General features: G+C 60.3%; 24 protein-coding genes and 1 tRNA gene. 10 read left to right on the forward strand and 15 right to left on the reverse strand.

What is annotated here, in order from left to right; genetic code table 11:
- Positions 1-16: 16 nt before the first annotated feature.
- The 3 genes from purQ to purC all read right to left on the reverse strand — a co-directional run bounded on the left by purQ (position 17) and on the right by purC (position 1,765).
- Positions 17-685: a phosphoribosylformylglycinamidine synthase subunit PurQ gene (purQ, locus tag ACMVPR_RS06930; RefSeq protein WP_300588943.1), complete on the reverse strand. Its 669-nt coding sequence runs from the start codon at positions 683-685 to the stop codon at positions 17-19.
- Positions 685-915: a phosphoribosylformylglycinamidine synthase subunit PurS gene (gene purS, locus ACMVPR_RS06935; protein ID WP_416882249.1), complete on the reverse strand. Its 231-nt coding sequence runs from the start codon at positions 913-915 to the stop codon at positions 685-687. Before purS ends, purQ begins: the two co-directional genes overlap by 1 nt.
- Before the next feature lie 88 nt (positions 916-1,003).
- Complete coding sequence (gene purC, locus ACMVPR_RS06940) at positions 1,004-1,765, reverse strand: phosphoribosylaminoimidazolesuccinocarboxamide synthase (RefSeq protein ID WP_292267697.1); 762 nt, start codon at positions 1,763-1,765, stop codon at positions 1,004-1,006.
- Positions 1,766-1,962: 197 nt separating this feature from the next.
- On the opposite strand from purC, the gene ACMVPR_RS06945 reads away from it, so the two are divergent.
- From ACMVPR_RS06945 to ACMVPR_RS06960, 4 genes are all read left to right on the forward strand, one after another.
- Complete coding sequence (locus ACMVPR_RS06945) at positions 1,963-2,277, forward strand: DUF1476 domain-containing protein (protein ID WP_292267698.1); 315 nt, start codon at positions 1,963-1,965, stop codon at positions 2,275-2,277.
- 77 nt (positions 2,278-2,354) lie between these two features.
- Complete coding sequence (locus tag ACMVPR_RS06950) at positions 2,355-3,014, forward strand: histidine phosphatase family protein (RefSeq protein ID WP_416882250.1); 660 nt, start codon at positions 2,355-2,357, stop codon at positions 3,012-3,014.
- A gap of 150 nt (positions 3,015-3,164) precedes the next feature.
- Positions 3,165-4,217: a saccharopine dehydrogenase gene (locus tag ACMVPR_RS06955; protein WP_416882251.1), complete on the forward strand. Its 1,053-nt coding sequence runs from the start codon at positions 3,165-3,167 to the stop codon at positions 4,215-4,217.
- Complete coding sequence (locus ACMVPR_RS06960) at positions 4,214-5,344, forward strand: saccharopine dehydrogenase family protein (protein ID WP_416882252.1); 1,131 nt, start codon at positions 4,214-4,216, stop codon at positions 5,342-5,344. The genes ACMVPR_RS06955 and ACMVPR_RS06960 overlap by 4 nt, the downstream gene beginning before the upstream one ends.
- A 36-nt stretch (positions 5,345-5,380) precedes the next feature.
- Here the strand turns inward: ACMVPR_RS06960 and purB are convergent, their stop codons facing one another.
- The gene (gene purB / locus ACMVPR_RS06965) at positions 5,381-6,685 is read right to left on the reverse strand and encodes an adenylosuccinate lyase (RefSeq protein ID WP_416882253.1); all 1,305 of its coding nucleotides are present in this window, start codon (positions 6,683-6,685) and stop codon (positions 5,381-5,383) included.
- Between the two features lie 128 nt (positions 6,686-6,813).
- Here purB and ACMVPR_RS06970 point away from each other — a divergent pair, with 128 nt between their 5' ends.
- From ACMVPR_RS06970 to ACMVPR_RS06985, 4 genes are all read left to right on the forward strand, one after another.
- Entirely contained in the window at positions 6,814-7,242 is a 429-nt protein-coding gene (locus tag ACMVPR_RS06970; protein WP_416882254.1) for a DUF6314 family protein, read from the forward strand.
- A 68-nt stretch (positions 7,243-7,310) separates the two neighbouring features.
- Complete coding sequence (locus ACMVPR_RS06975) at positions 7,311-7,469, forward strand: chitin-binding domain-containing protein (protein WP_292267704.1); 159 nt, start codon at positions 7,311-7,313, stop codon at positions 7,467-7,469.
- Between the two features lie 97 nt (positions 7,470-7,566).
- Entirely contained in the window at positions 7,567-8,097 is a 531-nt protein-coding gene (locus tag ACMVPR_RS06980) for a tetratricopeptide repeat protein (RefSeq protein WP_416882255.1), read from the forward strand.
- A gap of 54 nt (positions 8,098-8,151) precedes the next feature.
- A complete protein-coding gene (locus ACMVPR_RS06985) occupies positions 8,152-9,216 on the forward strand; it encodes a flagellar motor switch protein FliG (RefSeq protein ID WP_416882256.1) in 1,065 nt (354 codons plus the stop codon).
- Here ACMVPR_RS06985 and ACMVPR_RS06990 read toward each other — a convergent pair.
- From ACMVPR_RS06990 to ACMVPR_RS07025, 8 genes are all read right to left on the reverse strand, one after another.
- Positions 9,213-10,316 carry an ABC transporter ATP-binding protein gene (locus ACMVPR_RS06990; protein ID WP_300588963.1) on the reverse strand — a complete coding sequence of 368 codons (1,104 nt, stop codon included), beginning with the start codon at positions 10,314-10,316 and terminating at the stop codon, positions 9,213-9,215. The genes ACMVPR_RS06985 and ACMVPR_RS06990 overlap by 4 nt on opposite strands.
- A gap of 80 nt (positions 10,317-10,396) precedes the next feature.
- Positions 10,397-11,662: a glutamate-5-semialdehyde dehydrogenase gene (locus ACMVPR_RS06995; protein ID WP_416882257.1), complete on the reverse strand. Its 1,266-nt coding sequence runs from the start codon at positions 11,660-11,662 to the stop codon at positions 10,397-10,399.
- Positions 11,663-11,715: 53 nt separating this feature from the next.
- On the reverse strand, positions 11,716-12,822 hold the full coding sequence (proB, locus tag ACMVPR_RS07000) for a glutamate 5-kinase (protein ID WP_416882258.1): 1,107 nt from the start codon (positions 12,820-12,822) through the stop codon (positions 11,716-11,718).
- Positions 12,810-13,844 (reverse strand): GTPase ObgE, encoded by a 1,035-nt coding sequence (obgE, locus tag ACMVPR_RS07005; protein WP_300588969.1) that lies wholly within the window; start codon positions 13,842-13,844, stop codon positions 12,810-12,812. Before obgE ends, proB begins: the two co-directional genes overlap by 13 nt.
- Before the next feature lie 53 nt (positions 13,845-13,897).
- A complete protein-coding gene (locus tag ACMVPR_RS07010; RefSeq protein ID WP_300588971.1) occupies positions 13,898-14,443 on the reverse strand; it encodes a GNAT family N-acetyltransferase in 546 nt (181 codons plus the stop codon).
- Between the two features lie 109 nt (positions 14,444-14,552).
- Positions 14,553-14,822, reverse strand: coding sequence for a 50S ribosomal protein L27 (gene rpmA, locus ACMVPR_RS07015; RefSeq protein WP_416882259.1), 270 nt, complete (start codon positions 14,820-14,822; stop codon positions 14,553-14,555).
- A 13-nt stretch (positions 14,823-14,835) separates the two neighbouring features.
- Entirely contained in the window at positions 14,836-15,486 is a 651-nt protein-coding gene (locus ACMVPR_RS07020) for a 50S ribosomal protein L21 (RefSeq protein WP_416882260.1), read from the reverse strand.
- A 191-nt stretch (positions 15,487-15,677) separates the two neighbouring features.
- Positions 15,678-16,499: a DUF2059 domain-containing protein gene (locus ACMVPR_RS07025; RefSeq protein WP_416882261.1), complete on the reverse strand. Its 822-nt coding sequence runs from the start codon at positions 16,497-16,499 to the stop codon at positions 15,678-15,680.
- A gap of 148 nt (positions 16,500-16,647) precedes the next feature.
- Here ACMVPR_RS07025 and ACMVPR_RS07030 point away from each other — a divergent pair.
- Positions 16,648-16,737 (forward strand) — tRNA-Ser (locus tag ACMVPR_RS07030).
- 71 nt (positions 16,738-16,808) lie between these two features.
- Here the strand turns inward: ACMVPR_RS07030 and ACMVPR_RS07035 are convergent.
- The 3 genes from ACMVPR_RS07035 to ACMVPR_RS07045 are packed head-to-tail and all read right to left on the reverse strand — an operon-like array spanning position 16,809 to position 18,885.
- On the reverse strand, positions 16,809-17,597 hold the full coding sequence (locus ACMVPR_RS07035) for an iron chelate uptake ABC transporter family permease subunit (RefSeq protein WP_416882262.1): 789 nt from the start codon (positions 17,595-17,597) through the stop codon (positions 16,809-16,811).
- Positions 17,597-18,373, reverse strand: a complete 777-nt coding sequence (locus tag ACMVPR_RS07040) for an ATP-binding cassette domain-containing protein (protein ID WP_416882263.1) — start codon at positions 18,371-18,373, stop codon at positions 17,597-17,599. The genes ACMVPR_RS07035 and ACMVPR_RS07040 overlap by 1 nt, the downstream gene beginning before the upstream one ends.
- Positions 18,370-18,885 carry a transcriptional repressor gene (locus tag ACMVPR_RS07045; RefSeq protein ID WP_416882264.1) on the reverse strand — a complete coding sequence of 172 codons (516 nt, stop codon included), beginning with the start codon at positions 18,883-18,885 and terminating at the stop codon, positions 18,370-18,372. The genes ACMVPR_RS07040 and ACMVPR_RS07045 overlap by 4 nt, the downstream gene beginning before the upstream one ends.
- Before the next feature lie 56 nt (positions 18,886-18,941).
- On the opposite strand from ACMVPR_RS07045, the gene ACMVPR_RS07050 reads away from it, so the two are divergent.
- Positions 18,942-19,964, forward strand: a complete 1,023-nt coding sequence (locus tag ACMVPR_RS07050; RefSeq protein ID WP_416882265.1) for a zinc ABC transporter substrate-binding protein — start codon at positions 18,942-18,944, stop codon at positions 19,962-19,964.
- Positions 19,965-20,013 lie beyond the last annotated feature (49 nt).

The following is a 20,013-nucleotide window of genomic DNA, read 5'->3' on the forward strand; positions in this document are numbered from 1 at the left end:
GGTGCGTCAACAGGCGTTAAGCCGCCGCAAGCGCGCTTGCGATGCTGGCGAACATCGCCTTGCCATCCGTGCCACCGTGCTTTTCGTCTGCCGCACGTTCGGGATGCGGCATCATGCCAAGGACACGACGGTTGCTCGACAGGATGCCCGCGATATCGGCGGTGGAGCCGTTCGGGTTGTCGCCATAGCGGAAGGCAATCCGATCTTCAGCGGTGAGCTGTGCAACCACTTCGTCGGACGCGATGTAATTGCCATCATGATGCGCAATCGGAATGTCAATCTGCTGGCCAGCCTTGTAGCCCGATGTGTAAACACTGTCTTCGGTACCAACGATCAGCGGCACGGTGCGGCAGATGAACTTGAGCCCCGCATTGCGCAGCAACGCACCCGGCAGCAACCCCGTTTCGGTCAGAACCTGAAATCCGTTGCAGATGCCCAAGACAAACCCGCCGCGCGCTGCATGGGCCTTGACCTCTGCACAGATCGGGGAATTCGCGGCAATCGCGCCGCAGCGCAGGTAATCTCCAAAGGAGAACCCGCCCGGAATACCGACGATGTCGATGCCCGAGGGCAGCGTGGTGTCCTTGTGCCAAACCATCTCGACCTGGCATCCCGCCTCGCGGAAGGCCACGGCCAGATCCCGGTCGCAGTTCGATCCGGGGAAAACAATGACCGCCGCGCGCATCAGCTCATCTCGATCTGGTAGCTTTCGATCACCGTGTTCGCGAGCAGCTTTTCACACATCTCGCGCACGGTGTCTTCGGTGGTGCCATCCGCCAGATCGAGTTCGATGACCTTGCCCTGACGGACCTTTTCAACACCGGCAAACCCGAGTCCGCCAAGCGCGTGCCGCACAGCTTCGCCCTGCGGGTCCAGCACCCCGTCCTTCAGCATCACATGCACCCGTGCTTTCATGATCGTCTCCGCCTTGTCCGGGGGCGCGACTGTCCCCCTTCTTCTTTTTCCAAATATGCCTTTGCGACGCCCACAAACGGGCACCGCGTCAGTTGATCAGCTTCGGCTTTTCCATCGGCGTCGCGTTCTGCGGCATCACACCCAGACGCCGGGCCACTTCGGTATAGGCATCGGCCAGATTGCCCAGGTCACGGCGGAACACGTCCTTGTCGAGCTTGCGCCCGGTTTCAATGTCCCAAAGACGGCAGCTGTCGGGGCTTATCTCGTCCGCGACGATCAGGCGTTGGAAATCACCGTCATAAACGCGGCCGATCTCGATCTTGAAATCCACCAGTTTTATGCCGACGCCGTACATCAGGCCCGACATGAAGTCGTTGACCCGCAGCGCGAGGCTCAGGATGTCGTCCATGTCCTGCTGGCTGGCCCAGCCAAAGGCCGCGATATGTTCCTCGGTGACAAGCGGATCACCTAGCTTGTCGTCCTTGTAGCAGTACTCGACGATCGGACGGGGCAGCGGCGTGCCCTCTTCGATGCCAAGGCGCTTGGCCATCGTACCAGCGGCAAAATTTCGCACGATCACTTCAAGCGGGATGATTTCGCACTGGCGCACCAACTGTTCGCGCATGTTGAGCCGCTTGAGGAAGTGCGTGGGTACTCCGATGGAATTCAGGCCCACCATGAAGAACTCGCTAAGGCGGTTGTTGAGCACACCTTTGCCGTCAATCACGTCCCGCTTTTCAGCGTTGAAGGCGGTCGCATCATCCTTGAAATACTGGACGAGTGTGCCCGGTTCCGGGCCTTCGTACAGGATCTTGGCTTTGCCTTCGTAAATCTTCTTGCGACGGGCCATGTGGGATCTTTCTGTCAATGCGCCGGATGGCACGAGTTCGGAATCGGCTCAGCCGCGTTCCCATGGGAAAGCGGATGCGGTCGAGTGCCTCTTAGTGCATGCCGGGTCGTGCCGCAAGCAACGCACGCACTTGAACCGACGGGCGCGTCGGGCCATACGTAACCCAACAGGAAACACATCCCCGGGAGAGCACCCAAATGTCGACCTTCGATGATCGCGAAAACGCTTTTGAGAACAAATACGCCCATGATGCAGAAATGCAGTTCAAGGCCGAAGCCCGCCGTAACAAGCTGCTGGGCCTCTGGGCGGCGGAGCTTCTGGGCAAGTCCGGCGATGACGCGGCGAACTATGCCAAGGAAGTCGTGAAAGCCGATTTTGAAGAAGCCGGTCACGAGGACGTTGTGCGTAAAGTGTCGGGCGATCTCGGCGGCAAGGCCTCGGATGACGAGATTCGCGCCAAGATGGCCGAATTGATGATCGTTGCCAAAACACAGATCATGAACGAAGTCTGATCTGGCCGCAGGGCCTGTGAACGCGCCCGCCCCGTCGGGCGCGTTTTTCTTTTGGTGCATCCTATTTTCGAGGCCGCATGTCGCACATCGTTCTGGTCCGTCATGGACAAGCCAATACCGGCGCCCGGGAAGAAGGCGACTATGACCGCCTGAGTCCTCTGGGCCACCAGCAATCAGGCTGGCTCGGGGAACATTTCCGCCAGAAAGGCGATGTGTTTGCCCATGTCTGGACCGGAACCCTGCGCCGTCACGTGGAAACCGCCGATGCGATCGCCGCGGAAAGCCCCGGCCCGATCACCCGTGACGAACGGTTGAACGAGTTGGAATATTTCACGCTCTCCCAGCTTTTGGCCGATCAACATGACATTCCTTGGCCATCGAACCGCGAAGGGTTTCTGCGCCACCTGCCCTGCCTTTTCAGCCATTGGCACGATGGCAAACTGGAAGGCGCGCCAGAGAGTTTTGCCGATTTCGAGAACCGGGTTCAAGATGCGCTAGCCGAGATCAGCGCCTTGCCCGGGCGGTCGCTCGTGGTGACGTCAGGTGGGCTGATCGGAATGGCGATGCGTTTGACACTCGGGCTCGACATGCCGGCCTTTTGCAATGTGTGCCTGTCGATCCAGAACACCTCGGTCAGTTCATGGCTGCCGCTGGAGGGGCAACTGGCGCTGACGCAGTTCAATGCACTGCCCCATCTGGACACGCCGGATCGCCTTTTTGCCCAGACGCATATCTGAACGACGCTGCCAGAGATGTGCGCGCTGACGCGCTGTGGTCACTGGGTTGCCTCGCGCGTGGATATTTTTGAACCAGAGAAGCCTGCCAGAGGGCTTTTGTCTTTGCATTGCGCTGGCTAGGGTGCGGCGAGTTGGAATGAGGTGCGATATATGACCCATCTCTGGGTGCGCGCGGAAAGTCGCGAAAACGAGGAACGCGTCGGGGTGCTGCCGGCGGGTGTGGCCGCCCTCTTGGCGGCGGGCATCGACGTCACAGTCGAAGAGAGCGCCACGCGGGTTGTTCCAACAGCCGAATACGCCGCAGTAGGGGCCGAAATTGCGCCCGAAGGCAGTTGGGTGGATGCACCCAAAGATGCGATTATTTTCGGGTTAAAAGAATTACCGGATAATGGTTTGTCGCTGCGCCACCGCCACATCATGTTTGGTCACGCCTATAAAGGCCAGCCCGCAGGGCAGCGCTTGCTGGCGCGGTTCAAGGCGGGTGGCGGTGCGCTTTACGATCTTGAGTATCTGGAAAACGAAGATGGACGGCGGGTTGCAGCCTTTGGCTACTGGGCGGGCTATGCGGGGGCTGCAGTGTCGCTTCTTGCTTTTGCCGCGCAACAAGCCGGTTCCCCCTGCCCGCCTGTCAACACATGGGCGTCGTCAATGGACATGCGGAACGATGTGCAATCGGCGCTGAACGGTGCCCAGCCAACCGCATTGGTGATCGGCGCATTGGGGCGCGTTGGTACCGGGGCCAGTGACCTCTGTGAAGACGTTGGCCTGACCGTGACCAAGTGGGATATGGCGGAAACTGCACATGGTGGTCCCTTTCCGGAAGTTCTTGATCATACGCTGTTTTTCAACTGCATTCTCGCGCGCCCCGGCACTCCGGTCTTTGTTCCGGCAGACACATGTGACAGGCCACGTCAGCTGAGGGTGATCGGGGATATTGCCTGCGATCCGGACAGCGATTTTTCACCGATCAAGGTCTATGATCACGTCACAAGCTGGGACACGCCGGTCACGCGGGTCTGCAATGCGCCGCCGCTCGATGTGATGGCGATCGACAACCTGCCTTCGCTCATGCCGCGGGAATCCTCCGAGGATTTTTCGGCTCAGCTCCTTCCGCATCTCAAGACGCTTGGCGACATCAACAAGGGTGTTTGGGGTCGCGCGAAAACCTATTTCGACACGCATATCCAGAAGGTGACAGCATGACAGTTCATTGGTGTGGCACAGGTCTGTCTTCGGTTCCCGGCCTGCGGCGGCTGATCCAGGACGGGCATTCAGTGACCGTGTGGAACCGCACGGTCGAGAAGGCGCGCAAGGCGGTGGGTGATCTCATTGACGACATTCGCGTCTTTGATCCAGCGGCTTTGGCTGAGGTGGTCAAACCCGGAGACGTCGTGGTGTCGATGCTGCCCGGTGACTGGCATGTGCAGCTGGCACAGATGGCTATCGATCACGGCGCACATTTCGTGTCGTCCTCCTACATCGCGCCAGAGATGCGCGCGCTGGATACGGCTGCGAAAATGGCGGGTGTTGCGCTGGTGAACGAGGTCGGTCTTGATCCGGGCATCGACCATCTGATGGCCCATCACCTGGTCGCGGATTACCGTAAGAGCGCCGCGTATGATGTTGAAAATGTGATCTCTTTCAAATCCTACTGCGGTGGCGTTCCAAAGGTCGCCAATGCCTTCCGCTACAAGTTCAGCTGGGCCCCGGTCGGGGTTTTGAAAGCGCTGCGGTCGCCCTCAAAGTCGATCCGTCACTACACGGAGCTGGAGGTCAAACGCCCTTGGGATGCGATCACACGCTATGACGCCCCCCTTGCGCAGCCTGAGGCGTTCGAGGTCTATCCGAACCGGGACAGCCTGCCCTTCATGGAAGATTACCGCTTCGATCCGCGATGGCCGGTCAAGGAATTCGTGCGAGGCACCCTGCGCCTGAACGGTTGGGCAGATGCCTGGGCCGACATCTTTGCCGAGGTGGACACGGCCAGTGACGACCGGCTCGCTGAGTTGGCGGCAGAACTGTTGGAACAGAACGCCTACGGGCCTGATGAAGCGGATCGCGTGGTGCTGTGCGTTGATCTGCTGGCCGAGAAAGACGGGCGCGCCGTTTGGCACAAGACCTATGTGATGGACGCATGGGGCGATGCGCGCGGCACGGCGATGGCGCGGCTCGTCTCGGTGCCGGTGTCGCTGGCCATCGAAGCGGTGCTCAACCGCGAGATCCCACCGGGCGTCAGCCCTGCCCCGCATGATCCGAAACTGCTGGCTCGGTGGTTGGAGGAGGTCCAGACACTCGCGCAGCATCTGATGGTAGTGGACCATTTGAAGTAAAGTCGGAAAGCCGGGCTTCGGCCCGGCTCCGAGACCCTATTCTCCGAACACTCGGGCGAAAATCGTGTCCACGTGCTTTGTGTGATAGCCGAGGTCGAACTTCTCTTCGATCTGCTCGGGGCTGAGCGCCGCGACCACATCGGGATCGTTCAGAAGCTCAGTTTTGAAGTCGGTCCGATGTTCCCAGACTTTCAAGGCGTTGCGCTGCACGAAGGTGTAGGCATCCTCGCGGCTCACCCCGGCTTGGGTGAGCGCCAGAAGAACCCGCTGCGACATCACCAGACCGGGAAACTTGTTCATGTTTTCAAGCATGTTGTCCGGAAAGATCAGCATCTTGTCGATCACACCTGTCAGGCGGGCCAGCGCGAAATCGAGCGTGATCGTCGCATCTGGTCCGATCATCCGCTCAACGGAGGAATGCGAAATGTCGCGCTCGTGCCAAAGCGCCACGTTCTCCATCGCAGGGATCACGGCAGCACGCACCATTCGGGCGAGACCCGTCAGGTTCTCGGTCAGAACCGGGTTCTTCTTGTGCGGCATGGCCGACGAGCCCTTTTGCCCCATCGAGAAGAACTCCGCCCCTTCCAGCACTTCCGTGCGCTGCATGTGACGGATTTCAATGGCGATGTTTTCGATGCTGCTGGCGATCACACCCAATGTCGCAAAGAAGGCCGCGTGACGATCGCGCGGGATGACCTGTGTGCTGATCGGTTCCGGCACAAGGCCCAGCTTGTCGCAGACATGTTCTTCGACCGCCGGGTCGATATTGGCAAAGGTGCCGACAGCGCCCGAGATTGCGCCAGTGGCAATCTCAGCCCGCGCATCGCGCATGCGGCTGAGGTTGCGGTCCATCTCGGCATAGAAGCGGGCAAAGGTCAGGCCCATCGTCGTGGGTTCCGCATGGATGCCGTGGGAGCGGCCGATGCGCACCGTGTCCTTGTGCTCGTAGGCGCGACGTTTCAAGGCAGCCAGCAGCCCTTCGATATCCTTGATCAGGATGTCCGACGCTCGCACCAGTTGCACGTTGAAACAGGTGTCGAGCACGTCTGACGAAGTCATGCCCTGATGCACGAACCGCGCCTCTTCGCTGCCCACATGCTCGGCCAGATGGGTGAGGAAGGCGATCACGTCATGTTTGGTGACCGCCTCGATCTCGTCGATGCGGGCGACATCAAATTCGACATCCTTGGCCTTCCAGACCGCTTCCGCGTTTTCGCGCGGGATCACGCCCAGATCGGCCATCGCGTCGCAGGCATGAGCCTCGATCTCGTACCAGATGCGGAACTTGGTCGCGGGTTCCCAGATGGACACCATTTCGGGGCGGGAATAACGGGGGATCATGCACGCGATCCTTTCATCGGTTGGCTTGCGGAATTTCGCCGCACTCCTAGACTGCGGACCGGTGCGCGACAAGAGAGGCCAACCGGAATGAGACGCTTTGCCCTGACAGACCCGGCACGGAGAGTGACGTGACAGCGCTGACGGCGCCCACCCTGCTGGATTTTGAAGGCACCTGGAGCCTCGTGCGGCGGATCATCGACCACCGGGCGGGCAGCACCGGGACGTTTGAAGGGACAGCGACCTTTACGCGCGACGATGCCGGGCTGGCCTATTGCGAGGTGGGGTCACTGCACCTGCCCAACCATCCGCCTTTCCATGCGGAACGCCGGTATCGCTGGCGCGAGGTCGGCACGCATTTTGAAATTGATTTCGACGATGGGCGTTTTTTCCATGGCTTCAGCGCAGACGCTCCCAATGCCACCCATTGGTGCGATCCAGACACCTACAATGTCAGTTACGCGTTTGATGTGTGGCCAACGTGGCAAAGCACGTGGGACGTGAGCGGGCCGAAAAAAGCCTATAAAATGATCAGTGACTACAGACCGTTGCAACGCTGACAAGGTATCGTTTTGCCAAATCGACAACCCGTGCTAGCTTTGGCGTGTTCACAACAGGAGAATGACTGATGACCATCAAGACACTTCTGACGACAGCGGCGCTGACCATCGCCACGGCAACTGCAACATTTGCGGCTTGCGGCGGCCATGAGCAGGCGTCCATGACTTGCGCAGCTGGCACGGTTTATGATGCCGACACAAATACTTGCAAAGTTGTAAGCGGCTAATACCATCCCGCTCACGCTTTCTTGAGGACGGCCAGATTGGCCGTCTTTTTCGTTGGGCCTACCTCTTTTTCAAGCATGTTCGTTTAAGGAAACCCCGATGCGCAAACTGATGATTGCAGCCGCTTTTGCCCCGACGCTGGCCTTTGCCGTTGGCAACGAAAGTGATACCCCCCCGACGCCGACCGAGACCACCACCACCTGCACAAACGGAATGGTGTGGGACACTGAGTCCAAGTCTTGTGTGGAACCGACGGACAGCAGCCTTAATGACACCGATCGCATGAATGCGGTGCGGGAACTGGCGTATGCAGGACGAATCCTCGATGCCGAGCGGGTTCTGGATGCTGTACAGGATCAGACCAGCGATGCCGTGATGACCTATCGCGGCTTCACCGCGCGCAAGGCAGGGCGGATGGACGACGCGCTTGGCTGGTATGAACGCGCGTTGGCGGCCAACCCCAACAATCTCTTGGCGCGGTCTTATATGGGCCAGTGGCATGTCGAAAGCGGCAATATCGAATTGGCACGGGTCGAACTGAGCGAGATCCGTCAGCGTGGCGGGCGCTCGACTTGGCCGGAAATTTCGCTGCGTTTGGCGATTCAATCCGGATCCGGCTACAGCTACTGACGCTTTCTTAACCTTGGCCACCTAATCCTCAGGGATCAGGATGGAGTAAGGTGAATGACGCAACTGACCACACTGGCCCGCCCAGCCGCAGGTGCAACTGCCGGTCCGTCCACGGTCCGGCTGTCCCAGCGGGCAAAGGCAGCCATCGTCGTGCAATTCCTGCTCAAGGAAGGGGCTCAGGTTCCGCTGACCGCGCTGCCCGAGGATTTACAGATCCAGCTGACCCATCTCCTTGGGGAGATGCGTTACATAGACCGCGCGACGATGCACTCTGTGATTGCAGAATTCTCTGAAGAACTTGAGTCCATCGGCCTGTCTTTTCCGGGTGACATGGCCGGTGCGCTTTCCGCATTGGATGGCAAGATCAGCGCACAAACCGCGGCACGCCTGCGCAAAGAGGCCGGGGTGCGCCAGATCGGCGATCCCTGGAAGCGCCTTGCCGATTTGCCCGTGTCGCGGCTGAAGCTCTTCGTCACGTCGGAATCCACGCAAATCGCGGCCGTGATGGTGGCGAAACTGGATGTGTCCAAAGCTGCCGAATTGCTGGGTGCCTTGCCCGGGGATGTGGCGCGGCGCATCACCTACGCGATGTCCATGACCGATGCCGTCACGCCCGACGCGGTGGAACGGATCGGATTGAGCCTTGCCGCCCAACTCGATTCAGAGCCACCGAAGGCCTTCCGCGCGCAACCATCGGAACGGGTTGGTGCGATCCTGAACTTCTCGCGCGCCACGACACGTGATAACCTGCTGACAGCGCTCGACGAAGACGACAAGGGATTTGCGGAAGAGGTGCGCAAATCCATTTTCACATTCGCTCATATCCCTGATCGGATGAGTGCAATCGACGTGCCCAAAATCACCCGAGACGTCGATCAGGAGACATTGGCCAAGGTGATTTCAGGCGCTGTGGCCGAGATCGACAAGCGCAGCATTGATTTCATTTTATCGAATATTTCCAACCGCATGTCGGATTCTCTTCGTGAGATGAGTGAAGATATGGGGGAGGTCAAACCAAAAGACGCGGAGGCGGCCATGAGCACCGTCGTCCGCGCAATCCGGGCGCTTGCCGACAGCGGTGAGATCGCGTTGACCATGCCCTCCGAGAATGACGATTAGGTCTTGATCACCGACCCGCTGTCCTTGCGGAACACAAAACACCGATCGCGTCTGACGGTCAGCCACATCACGGTCCCCGGCTTGGGCAGAAAGACGTTCGGCACTGTGGCGCGGATCAGGCTTTGGTCATGGTCCATGCGAAACTCGACAAGGCTTTCGGACCCCATGAAACGGGCACGTTCGACCACCCCACGCGCGGGGGCGCCCGCGAGCGGCGTTGGATTGGGGCCGCGCCCGTGGCGGTCGAAGTCGATGCCGACATGCTGCGGTCGGAACACAATCTCGACCTGCCCGCCATCCGGCACGCCCGGTGCAAGAAACTGCCCGAAGGGTGTGTCGGTCAACGCCCCGCGCACCGTACCGGTGAGCAGGTTGATGTCCGAAAAGAACGCCACCGCCGCCTTGTCCGCAGGCGCGTTGTAGATGTTGTAGGGTGCGCCGCGCTGCACGATCTTGCCGTCGCGCATCAACGCGATCTCGTCTGCCATGCGCATCGCCTCTTCGGGTTCATGCGTCACCAGCAGAACCGATGTGCCTTCATCCTTGAGCAGCGCAAGAGTTTCATCGCGGATGCCATCGCGCAGGCGGTTGTCGAGACCCGAGAACGGCTCGTCCATCAGCATGATCGACGGGCGCGGCGCGATGGCACGTGCGAGTGCCACGCGCTGCTGTTCACCACCAGACAATTGATGCGGATATTCATTGATGTAGTGCGACAGCCCGACCCGTTCGAGAAGTTCGCCCACACGGGGCAGCTTGTCCTTGCGCGAGCCGGTCAGGCCAAAGCCCACATTGTCACCCACGGTCAAATGCGGGAAAAGCGCAAAGTCCTGAAAAATCAGACCGATAGATCGCCGTTCAGGCGGCACCCGGTAGACCGTGTCGCAGATCAGATTGCCATCCACATGGATCGTCCCGCTGGTCTGCATATCCACACCCGCGATGATGCGCAGCGTCGTGGATTTCCCGCAACCGGATGGACCCAACAGGCAGGTCACGTGGCCGGGCTGGATCGCCAGGGACACGTCATCAACCACGCGCTTGCCGTCGTAGTCGCGCACGATATTGCGGATTTCGAGCCGGGGATGGGTGCCGGTCACTGCTGCCTCACGAGTTTTCCGAGTAAAAGTATCGGATTAGCTCATGTCAGGTAGCAGCCAGATCAAGCGACGGCAACCCCTCAGGCCCGCGTCGTGCCGTCGCCGACAACGATGTATTTGAAGCTGGTCAATTGCTCTGCCCCGACCGGACCGCGCGCGTGCATCTTGCCCGTGGCGATGCCGATCTCGGCGCCCATGCCGAACTCGCCCCCATCTGCGAACTGGGTCGAGGCGTTGCGCATGAGGATGGCACTGTCGATCCGCTCAAAGAACTTGGCTGCGGCGGCGTCATCTTCAGTCAAAATGCAATCGGTGTGGTTTGAACTGAAGGTGTTGATATGGGCGATGGCGGCATCCAGATCCTCCACCACCTTGGCCGCGATGATGCTGTCGAGATATTCGCAGCCCCAGTCGTCGTCCGTGGCGGCGACCGTGCCTTCGATCGCCTGCAGCGTTTCGTCAGCGCGCACCTCGACACCTGCGTTCAGGAGCGCCTTGATGACGCCCTGCCCGATTGTGTCGACGACATCCTTGTGAATCAGCAGACACTCAGCCGCGCCACAGATGCCCGTGCGCCGGGTCTTGGCGTTCAGGATCACGTTCAGCGATTTGACGGGGTCCGCGTCCTTGTCGACGTAAATATGCACGATGCCTTCAAGATGGGCAAAGACCGGGACGCGGGCCTCGCGCTGCACAAGGCCGACAAGGCCTTTGCCGCCACGGGGCACGATCACGTCGATATAATCGGTCATGGTCAGCATCTCGCTCACCGCCGCGCGGTCGCGTGTGGGAACAAGCTGAATCGCGTCTTCGGGCAGGCCCGCCTTGACCACGCCGTCGACGAGGCAGGCGTGAATCGCGCCTGACGAGTGGAAGCTTTCAGACCCACCGCGCAAGATCACTGCGTTGCCCGCCTTGAGGCACAGCGCGCCGGCATCTGCTGTCACGTTGGGCCGGGATTCGTAGATCACGCCGATCACACCCAGAGGGGTTCGCACGCGCTTGATATGCAGACCAGAGGGTCTGTCCCATTCTGTAATCACGGCACCTACGGGATCCGTCTGTTCCGCCACGGCGCGCAGCCCATCGACGATGCCGCGAATGCGGTCCTCGTTCAGCAGGAGCCGGTCCATCATCGCATCGCTGAGGCCCTTTTCGCGGCCAAATTCCAGGTCCTTGGCGTTGGCTTCAACAATGGCAGCGCGGTTCTTCCAGACAGCTTCGGCCGCGCCGATCAGCGCTGCGTGCTTGCGTTCCGCCGACGCAAAGGCCAGTTCCCGAGCGGCTGCCTTGGCGCGAACACCGATGTCGTGCATGACCGCGGGGATGTCTGTAAAATCTTTCATCGGTACAGCCTTTCGGAAGTCGCAGATGCGTATTTGAAAAGAGAGGACGCTGATCAGATCGCCATATCGTCGCGATGTATTACCACGGCGCGGCCTGGATAGCCCAGAATTTCCTCGATCTCGGCAGAGTTGTGCCCCTTGATCGCCTGTGCCTCGGATGCCGTGTAGCGGCTCAGACCCATGCCCAGTTCGCGGCCCTGCACATCTTTTATCGTCACCGGATCACCGCGTCCGAACTTGCCCGTTACGGTCACGATGCCGGGAGGAAGAAGCGATGTGCCGCGCTGTAGCGCCCGCGCGGCCCCGTCGTCGATGGTCAGGGCACCTTGGGGTTTCATCGCCAGAATCCAACGTTTACGCGCTGCATGCGGGTCGAGCTGCGGTGTGAACCATGTGGCGCGCGCGCCCTCTTCCAGCCCTTTGAGCGGATGCAGGCGCGACCCTTCGGTGATCGCCATGGCACAGCCCGATGCGGTGGCGGTCTTTGCCGCCATCAGCTTGGTTTTCATGCCGCCCTTCGACAGGCCAGATCCGGCATCGCCCGCCATCGCTTCGATCTCGGGCGTGATGGCGTCGATCACCGGGAAGAACTCTGCAGTTGGGTCGAGATGAGGATTTGCGCTGTAGAAGCCGTCCACATCCGAAAGCAACACAAGCTGGTCCGCACCAACCGTCGCGGCAACCTGTGCCGCAAGGCGGTCATTGTCGCCATAGCGGATTTCGTCGGTCGCCACTGTGTCATTTTCGTTGACGATCGGGATGACGCCAAAGCCGATCAGCGTCTCAAGTGTGGCGCGGCTGTTGAGGTACCGGCGGCGGTCTGCACTGTCCTCAAGGGTAACAAGCACCTGCGCGGTGGTCAGCCCGTGCGGGGCGAGCACCTCTTCATAGGCGCGGGCCAGACGGATCTGACCCACAGCGGCGGCGGCCTGCGATTGTTCCAGCGGCAGCACGGTCAGCGGCAATCCAAGCACCCCGCGCCCCAAGGCAATGGAGCCTGAAGAGACCAGAATCACGTCCGTGCCGCGTGCCTTGATCCGCGCCACATCTTCCGCAAGCGAGATCAGCCAGTCACGGCGCAAGGTGCCGTTGGCTTTATCGACCAAAAGCGCCGATCCGATTTTGACGACCAGTCGGCGCGCATCGCCTAGGGCTGCCACGATTCGGCCTCCTCGCTCAGGTGTTCGCGGGTGCGGGTTGTCTTGACATATTTGCGCAGGGCGCGCAGCACCTCGGTCAGGCCTTCCTTGGACACGCCGGACATCAGCATCACCTCGTGACCGGCTTTGCGTTCCAGCTCTTCCTTGAGGAATGCGCGTTCTTCATCGTCCAACGCGTCGATCTTGTTCAAAGCCGTGATCCGGGGTTTGTCGGCCAAACCTTCGCCATAGGCTTCGATTTCGTCGATGATGGTCTGATAATCCTCGAGCAGCGTGCCGGAGGTGCCATCGACAAGGTGCAGAAGCGCGGCGCAGCGTTCCACATGACCAAGAAACAGGTCACCGAGCCCCCTTCCCTCATGGGCGCCCTCGATCAGTCCGGGAATGTCGGCCACGACGAATTCGGCATCATCGACCCCCACCACGCCAAGATTGGGATGCAGCGTCGTAAACGGATAATCCGCCACTTTCGGCCGTGCGTTCGATGTCGCGGCAAGGAAAGTGGATTTGCCGGCATTCGGCAGGCCCAAAAGACCCACATCCGCGATCAGTTTGAGCCGCAGCCAGAGCGTGCGTTCCACGCCTTCCTGCCCTGGATTGGCGCGGCGCGGAGCCTGGTTGGTCGATGTCTTGAAGTGCAGGTTGCCCCAGCCACCATTGCCCCCCTTGGCCAGAAGAACACGCTGGCCAAGTTCGGTCATGTCGGCAATGACGGTGTCTTCATCTTCGTCAAGGATTTCGGTCCCGACCGGCACCTTGAGAACGATGTCCGCACCGTCAGCCCCCGTGCGCTGCCGCCCGGCGCCGGGGCGGCCATTGTCGGCAAAGAAATGCTGCTGGTACCGGAAATCGATCAGCGTGTTCAGCCCGTCGACCGCCTCGGCCCAGACATCGCCACCGCAGCCGCCATCGCCGCCATCGGGACCACCGAATTCGATGAATTTTTCGCGACGGAAACTGATGCAACCATTCCCGCCCGCGCCTGAGCGGACATAGACTTTGCAGAGGTCGAGGAACTTCATGTGTTAGCCTTTGTTCGAGCCTTTGCGCGGTCTATCCGGTTTGCGACCGCGCGTCAGCCCATACGTTTGAGATAGGTCCAGGTTTTGACCGTTGTGTTTCTGGCGACAGAGAAGGATTCCGCGTCGCCGATATATTCAAAGCCGCAATGCGTCAGAACGCGGGCCGAAGCCGGGTTGTCCTGAAACACGCTGGCAAACATCGTTTCGTTGCCAAGTGGGTTTGCCGTCACAAGGGCCTCGACCGCTTCCGATGCGAGACCGGTATTCCAGAATGGTGGCGCCACCCAATATCCGACTTCGGACTGGTTTCGATCCATCCGCTGGAGCGAGATCAGACCCATGACTTCCGCCCCGCCAAACGCGATGCCGTCAATCGCCCAGACATCTTCATCGCGCTTCGCCGACAAGCTCCGGTCGACAAACGCCTCAGCCGCGCCCGGTGGCAGCGGATGCGGGATCGAAGTCGTCATGCACGCCACGCGTTTGTCGCTGGCATAATGTTCGATCAACCCGACATCGGACGGTTGAAGCGGACGCAAGCAGAACCGATCTGTCTGAACGACAGGCTGGTTTACATTCAGGATGGTCTCCACGTTCATCTGCTCTCTCCTCATCGCAGATATTGGGCAGGCCCCCGTCCGAAAACGGAAAGAGGGACCGGCAACTTTGCCGATCCCCCCAGTTTTTTCCAAAACCCTTTAGGTCGGCTTACTCAGCGGCCTCCGCCGTTGGCAGGACCGAAATAAAGGTGCGGCCCTTGAGGCCTTTGTGGAACGTCACGTTGCCGTCGACAGTTGCGAAGATCGTGTGATCCTTGCCCATACCAACGCCATTGCCCGGCCAGAATTTAGTGCCGCGCTGACGCACGATGATGTTTCCGGGGATCGCGGACTGGCCACCGTAGAGTTTGACGCCAAGACGGCGTCCGGCAAAGTCGCGACCGTTGCGGGATGAACCGCCTGCTTTTTTATGTGCCATGGGTCAGGTCTCCTTACTTCGATGCCAGTTCTTTGGCCTGTTCGATCCAGCCTTCACGCTCGATCCGGCCTTTGAACGAAAGCTTTTCGCCGAATTCTTCGACGTCTGCATCTGTCCATGCTGCGATCTGGGCAAAGGTTGTAACCCCTGCTTCGTGCAGCTTTTTCTCAAGTGCGGGGCCAACGCCCGAGAGCAGCTTGAGGTCGTCCACGCCAGCGGCGGCTGCCTTGGGCGCGTCAGCAGCCTTTTCGGCTTTCGGAGCAGCGGCTTTCTTCGGCGCGGCAGCGGCAACAGCCACGCCTGCGACAGAGCCTGCGCCCACAGCAGCTTTCACACCCGACTTGTCCGCGCCAGAGGCGAGAATGTCGAGAACGCGCACCAGCGTCAGTTTCTGACGGTGGCCACGGGTCCGCTTGGAGCTGTGCTTACGGCGGCGCTTGACGAAGTTGATGACTTTGTCGGCCTTCACCTGATCGACAACCTCGGCCTGAACGGCGGCACCACTCACAAGAGGCGCACCGACAACAACCGTGTCGCCACCGAGCATCAGAATTTCATTGAACTGGATTTTCTCGCCTGCATCGGCAGCCAGTTTTTCGACACGCAGAATATCGCCCGACTGGACTTTGTACTGCTTGCCGCCGGTTTTCATCACCGCGAACATCGTGTTCTTCCTTTGTCACCCGCGTCCTGTGGCCCCGCTTGGCGGTGTTTGTGGATCTCTGGACCCGCCTCGAACTGCGTGCCCCGTCAGGGACATCGTTATCATCAAAAACAAAAGGCGGGACCGAAGCCCCGACTTTCATGTGGGCGGCTTATGGAATCCCGTGCCGCATTTGTCAACGCGTTTCGCGCCTAGAGTTCCTGCACCTGCATCTGCCGCGCCACGGCCATGCCAAGGGCGTAGGAAATGTCGTCATACATCTTGTTGAAACCGGCAAACAAGGCCCGGTTCAGCGCACGACCAGCTTCGGTCCGGGACAGCTCGGTATAGTCCTCGACAACACCATCTTCGAGCGGGCGATAGGCCATCAGCAAAAAGGCGAAGACCCATTCACGCGTATCGGCGCGGGTTTCCTCTTCGGCTGACCACACTTCGGTAAGGATATCCGCCTCGCTCATGTTGAGCGCGCCACCGTCCACAAGACCGAGATAGAACATGTAATTTGCGTTCAGCGCTCCGACGAGATTGGCCTCAATCAGGTCGTTGGTTTCGACGAAGTCCGTGATCGCGGCAAGCGGTGCGGAATCGGTGCCTTCAAGATCAAGAAACGCAGCACGGGCCGCATCCTCAATTTCATCCTCGCGCATGGCGTTGCGCGCGCTGAGCTCGAGACTGACAATCTGTTGGCCGGTTTGAGACCCGAAGAAGTCCAGCAGCGGCGCAGTATCCGCGTCGCCGAACTCTTTGGCAAACACCTCCTGCACGGTGGCCAGCATGCGGTCTTCGTCATAGATTCGGTCGACCGTCGCGATCCAACCTGCCGTGACCCCACTGGGGACCATGTCCGTCGCAAGGGTTTCGCCGTATTCGACCCCTTCTTCCCGCATGATATCGACGATCTGCGGCACACCGAGCGCATTCAGCAAGTCGTTCGTAGGAGTGGCCCATGCGGGCACGGACCATGCAATCAGCGCCACCCCGGTCGCCGCAGTCCGCAACATCGTCCCGATCATTTCAGCCCTCCTTACCTGTTGCTTTCATACCTATGCTGCGTGACGAAGTTTTCCAACCCACGCAAACGATCACAGACATGTACAGTTCATGCGAAATAGAGGTTGCGCCCGTCAGGCGCAAAAGCTAAACGGCGCTCCAGATCCCCGCGGAGAGGTGCCGGAGTGGTCGAACGGGGCGGTCTCGAAAACCGTTGTGGGCGCAAGTCCACCCAGGGTTCGAATCCCTGTCTCTCCGCCAATCATCCTTAAATTTTGATGTATTTGGCCAAAATCGGGTGTGAACCGCTCTGATGAGTTACGCATACGCGCTCAGGCGCGAAGGTTTCTTAGCAGGCTTGTTGCCAGAAACGTCAAGGCAGCGACACAGACGATGGACGGACCTGCCGGAGTGTCGAACACGTAGGCTGATTGCAGCCCCACAACGGCCGATACAGCGCCTATGACCGCCGCCGCGACAGCCATCTGTTCGGGTGTGCGGGACACGGGGCGCGCGGCTGCCGCGGGGATGATCAGCATCGCGGCAATCAACAGCACCCCAACGACCTTGATCGCCACAGCGACCGTGATCGCGAGGGCCAGCGTCAGGAACAACTGCTCACGCCGGGGGTCTATTCCACTGGCGTAGGCCAGCTCCTCGCTGAGCGTCGCAGTGAGCAAAGCCGACCAGCGCCATGCCATCAGCCCCACCACCATGGCCGCGCCGCCCCAGATGACCGCAAGATCGGCGCGTGACACCGCAAGGATGTCGCCAAAAAGATAGGCCATCAAGTCGATCCGGATGCCGGACAGGAAGGAGACCGCGACAAGGCCAAAGGCCAGCGCGGAATGGGCCAGAACGCCAAGCAGCGTGTCCATCGCATAGCCGCGCCCGGACAACATCGTCACGGCCAGCGCCATGGCAAGGGCCACTGCCATCGCACCCGCGAAGATCGACATCTGCAACGCAAGCGACAAGGCCACGCCCAGAATCGCGGCATGCGCCGTGGCATCACCGAAATAGGCCATCCGCCGCCAGACAACGAAACTGCCCAAGGGAGCCGCCGCAAATGCCACACCCGTTCCGGCGAGAACGGCGCGGGTCATGAAATCATCGAGCATTATTCAGCGGCCTCGGTCTTTTTCTTGTGGTCGTGATGTGCGTGATCATGGTCGTGCTCGCAAGCCTCGTCATGCGCGTGATCGTGCTCGTGGCGGTACAGGGCCAAGGCACCACCGGTCCCGGTGCCAAACAAGGCGCGGTATTCCGGTGCTGCAGACACGATCTCGGGTGTGCCTTCGCAACAGACATGCCCGTTGAGGCACACGACGCGGTCTGATGCGCTCATCACCACGTGCAATTCGTGGCTGATCATCAGGATGGCACAGCCGGTGCGGTGCCGAACCCGTTCGATCTGGAGATAGAAGGCTGCCGAGCCGGGCTGATCAAGGCCCTGGGTCGCTTCGTCGAGAAGCAGCAGATCCGGCTTGTCGATCAGGGCACGAGCGAGAAGGACACGCTGGAATTGACCACCGGACAATCCCGACATCTGGCGCTCCGACAGGTCCGGAACTCCTGCCTCTTCCAAAGCAAGGGCACAGTCCGCCTTGCCATGGCCGCCCGGCAACCGAAGGAACCGTTCAACCGTGATCGGGAGCGTCGGATCAATATGCAGTTTTTGCGGAACATACCCGATGCGCAGGCCGGGCTTATGCCGGATTTGGCCGGAATCCGGACGCACCGCGCCGATCAGCGCCCGCAACAACGTGGTCTTACCCGACCCGTTCGGGCCGACAATCGTCACGATCTCGCCGGGTTCGATTGACAGGGACACGTTGCGCAACACGGTGTTGGCCCTGTAGCCAACGCTGATACGGTCCAGTGAGACCAGGCTCATGCTTCAACCTTTTCCGCGCAGCTTGGGCAGATGCCCTCGGCTTCGACCACAGTACGTTCGATCTGGAAACCAGCAGCGCGGGCTGCATCGCCCAACGCGCCACGCGACGGGGCGGATTGCGCTTCCGCCACGGATTGGCACATCCGGCAAATCATGAAAGCTGGCGAGTGCACCGCACCGGGATGGGCGCAGGCGATGAAGGCGTTCAGGCGTTCGATCTTGTGAGCAAATCCGTTGGCGACCAGAAATTCCAAAGCCCGGTAGGCAACAGGCGGCTGCGACCCGAACCCGGCATCGCGAAGCCGGTCGAGCATTTCATAGGCGCCGACGGCACGGTGCTCTTGCAGCAGGATCTCGAGTGCCTGCCTGCGCACGGGCGTAAATCGCAACCCCTCGGTGGCACAATAGGTCTCCGCAGCGGAAAGGGCAGATGAGATACACCCTGCATGATCGTGGGTTTCGAATCCCACGGGATCGCTCGGCGTCTTTGCCGTCCTTTCGCCACTTGTCATGTTATTACATTTCCAGTATCCGATCCGTAACGTTATAAAATCACATGGAGTGGCACATGTCCAGAAACCTCTTGTTGTCTCTGACGGCGTCATCGGCCCTGCTCGGCGGCGCAGCTTGGGCAGACGTGCCCAAGGTTGCGGCCGACATCGCGCCGGTGCATTCCCTTGTGTCGCGGGTGATGCAGGGTGTTGGGGAACCTGCGCTGATCGTGCCTCCTGGGGCGACGCCGCATGAATACTCCCTGCGCCCGTCCGAAGCTTCGGCGCTTCAGGCGTCGGATCTCGTCTTCTGGATCGGACCGGACCTGACACCATGGATGAATGACGCGATCCAGACGCTGGCAGCGAATGCCTCGGTCACTGCCTTGATGGAGGTCGATGGAACAACCGAACTGCCCTTCCGCGAAGGCGTATTGTTCGAAGCGCACACCCATGCCGACGACGACGCGCATGACCATGACGAGGATCACGGGCACGGCGACGATCACGGGCATGAGGACGCTCATGAGCACGACCATGACCATGACGAGAAAGCCCACGACGATCATGGGCACGACCACGGGCATGGTGCTCACGACCCCCATGCCTGGCTGTCCCCCGACAATGGGGCGGTCTGGTTGAATGCAATCGCGGCACAATTGTCCGCTGCCGATCCTGACAATGCCGGAACGTATAACGCCAACGCCGCTGCGGCACGGGAAGAGTTGGACACCCTGACAACAGAGATCAACGCCATCCTCGATCCGGTACGCGGGCGGAACTTCATCGTGTTCCACGATGCCTACCAATACTTCGAAACGTCTTTCGGATTGCCAGCCTCTGGTGCGATCTCGATCTCGGATGCGACGGATCCCAGCCCGGCCCGCATTGCCGCGATCCAGGCGAGAGTGAAGGAACAGGATGTGACCTGTGTGCTGTCTGAACCTCAATTCGATCCGAAGATCGTGGCGGCCGTGATGGATGGCTCTGAGGCGCGAACAGGAGTTCTCGATCCGCTGGGGTCCGATCTTGAACCGGGTTCCGATCTGTATGGTGCGGTTCTGCGCAATCTGGCGGTTGCCTTGGCCGATTGCCTTTGAGCGCGCCTCCCGAAAGGGAAACCCGTCACGGGACTGTCCGCACAGACGT

It is taken from the genome of Marivita sp., assembly GCF_048006345.1.
In the GTDB taxonomy this organism is placed as follows: domain Bacteria; phylum Pseudomonadota; class Alphaproteobacteria; order Rhodobacterales; family Rhodobacteraceae; genus Marivita.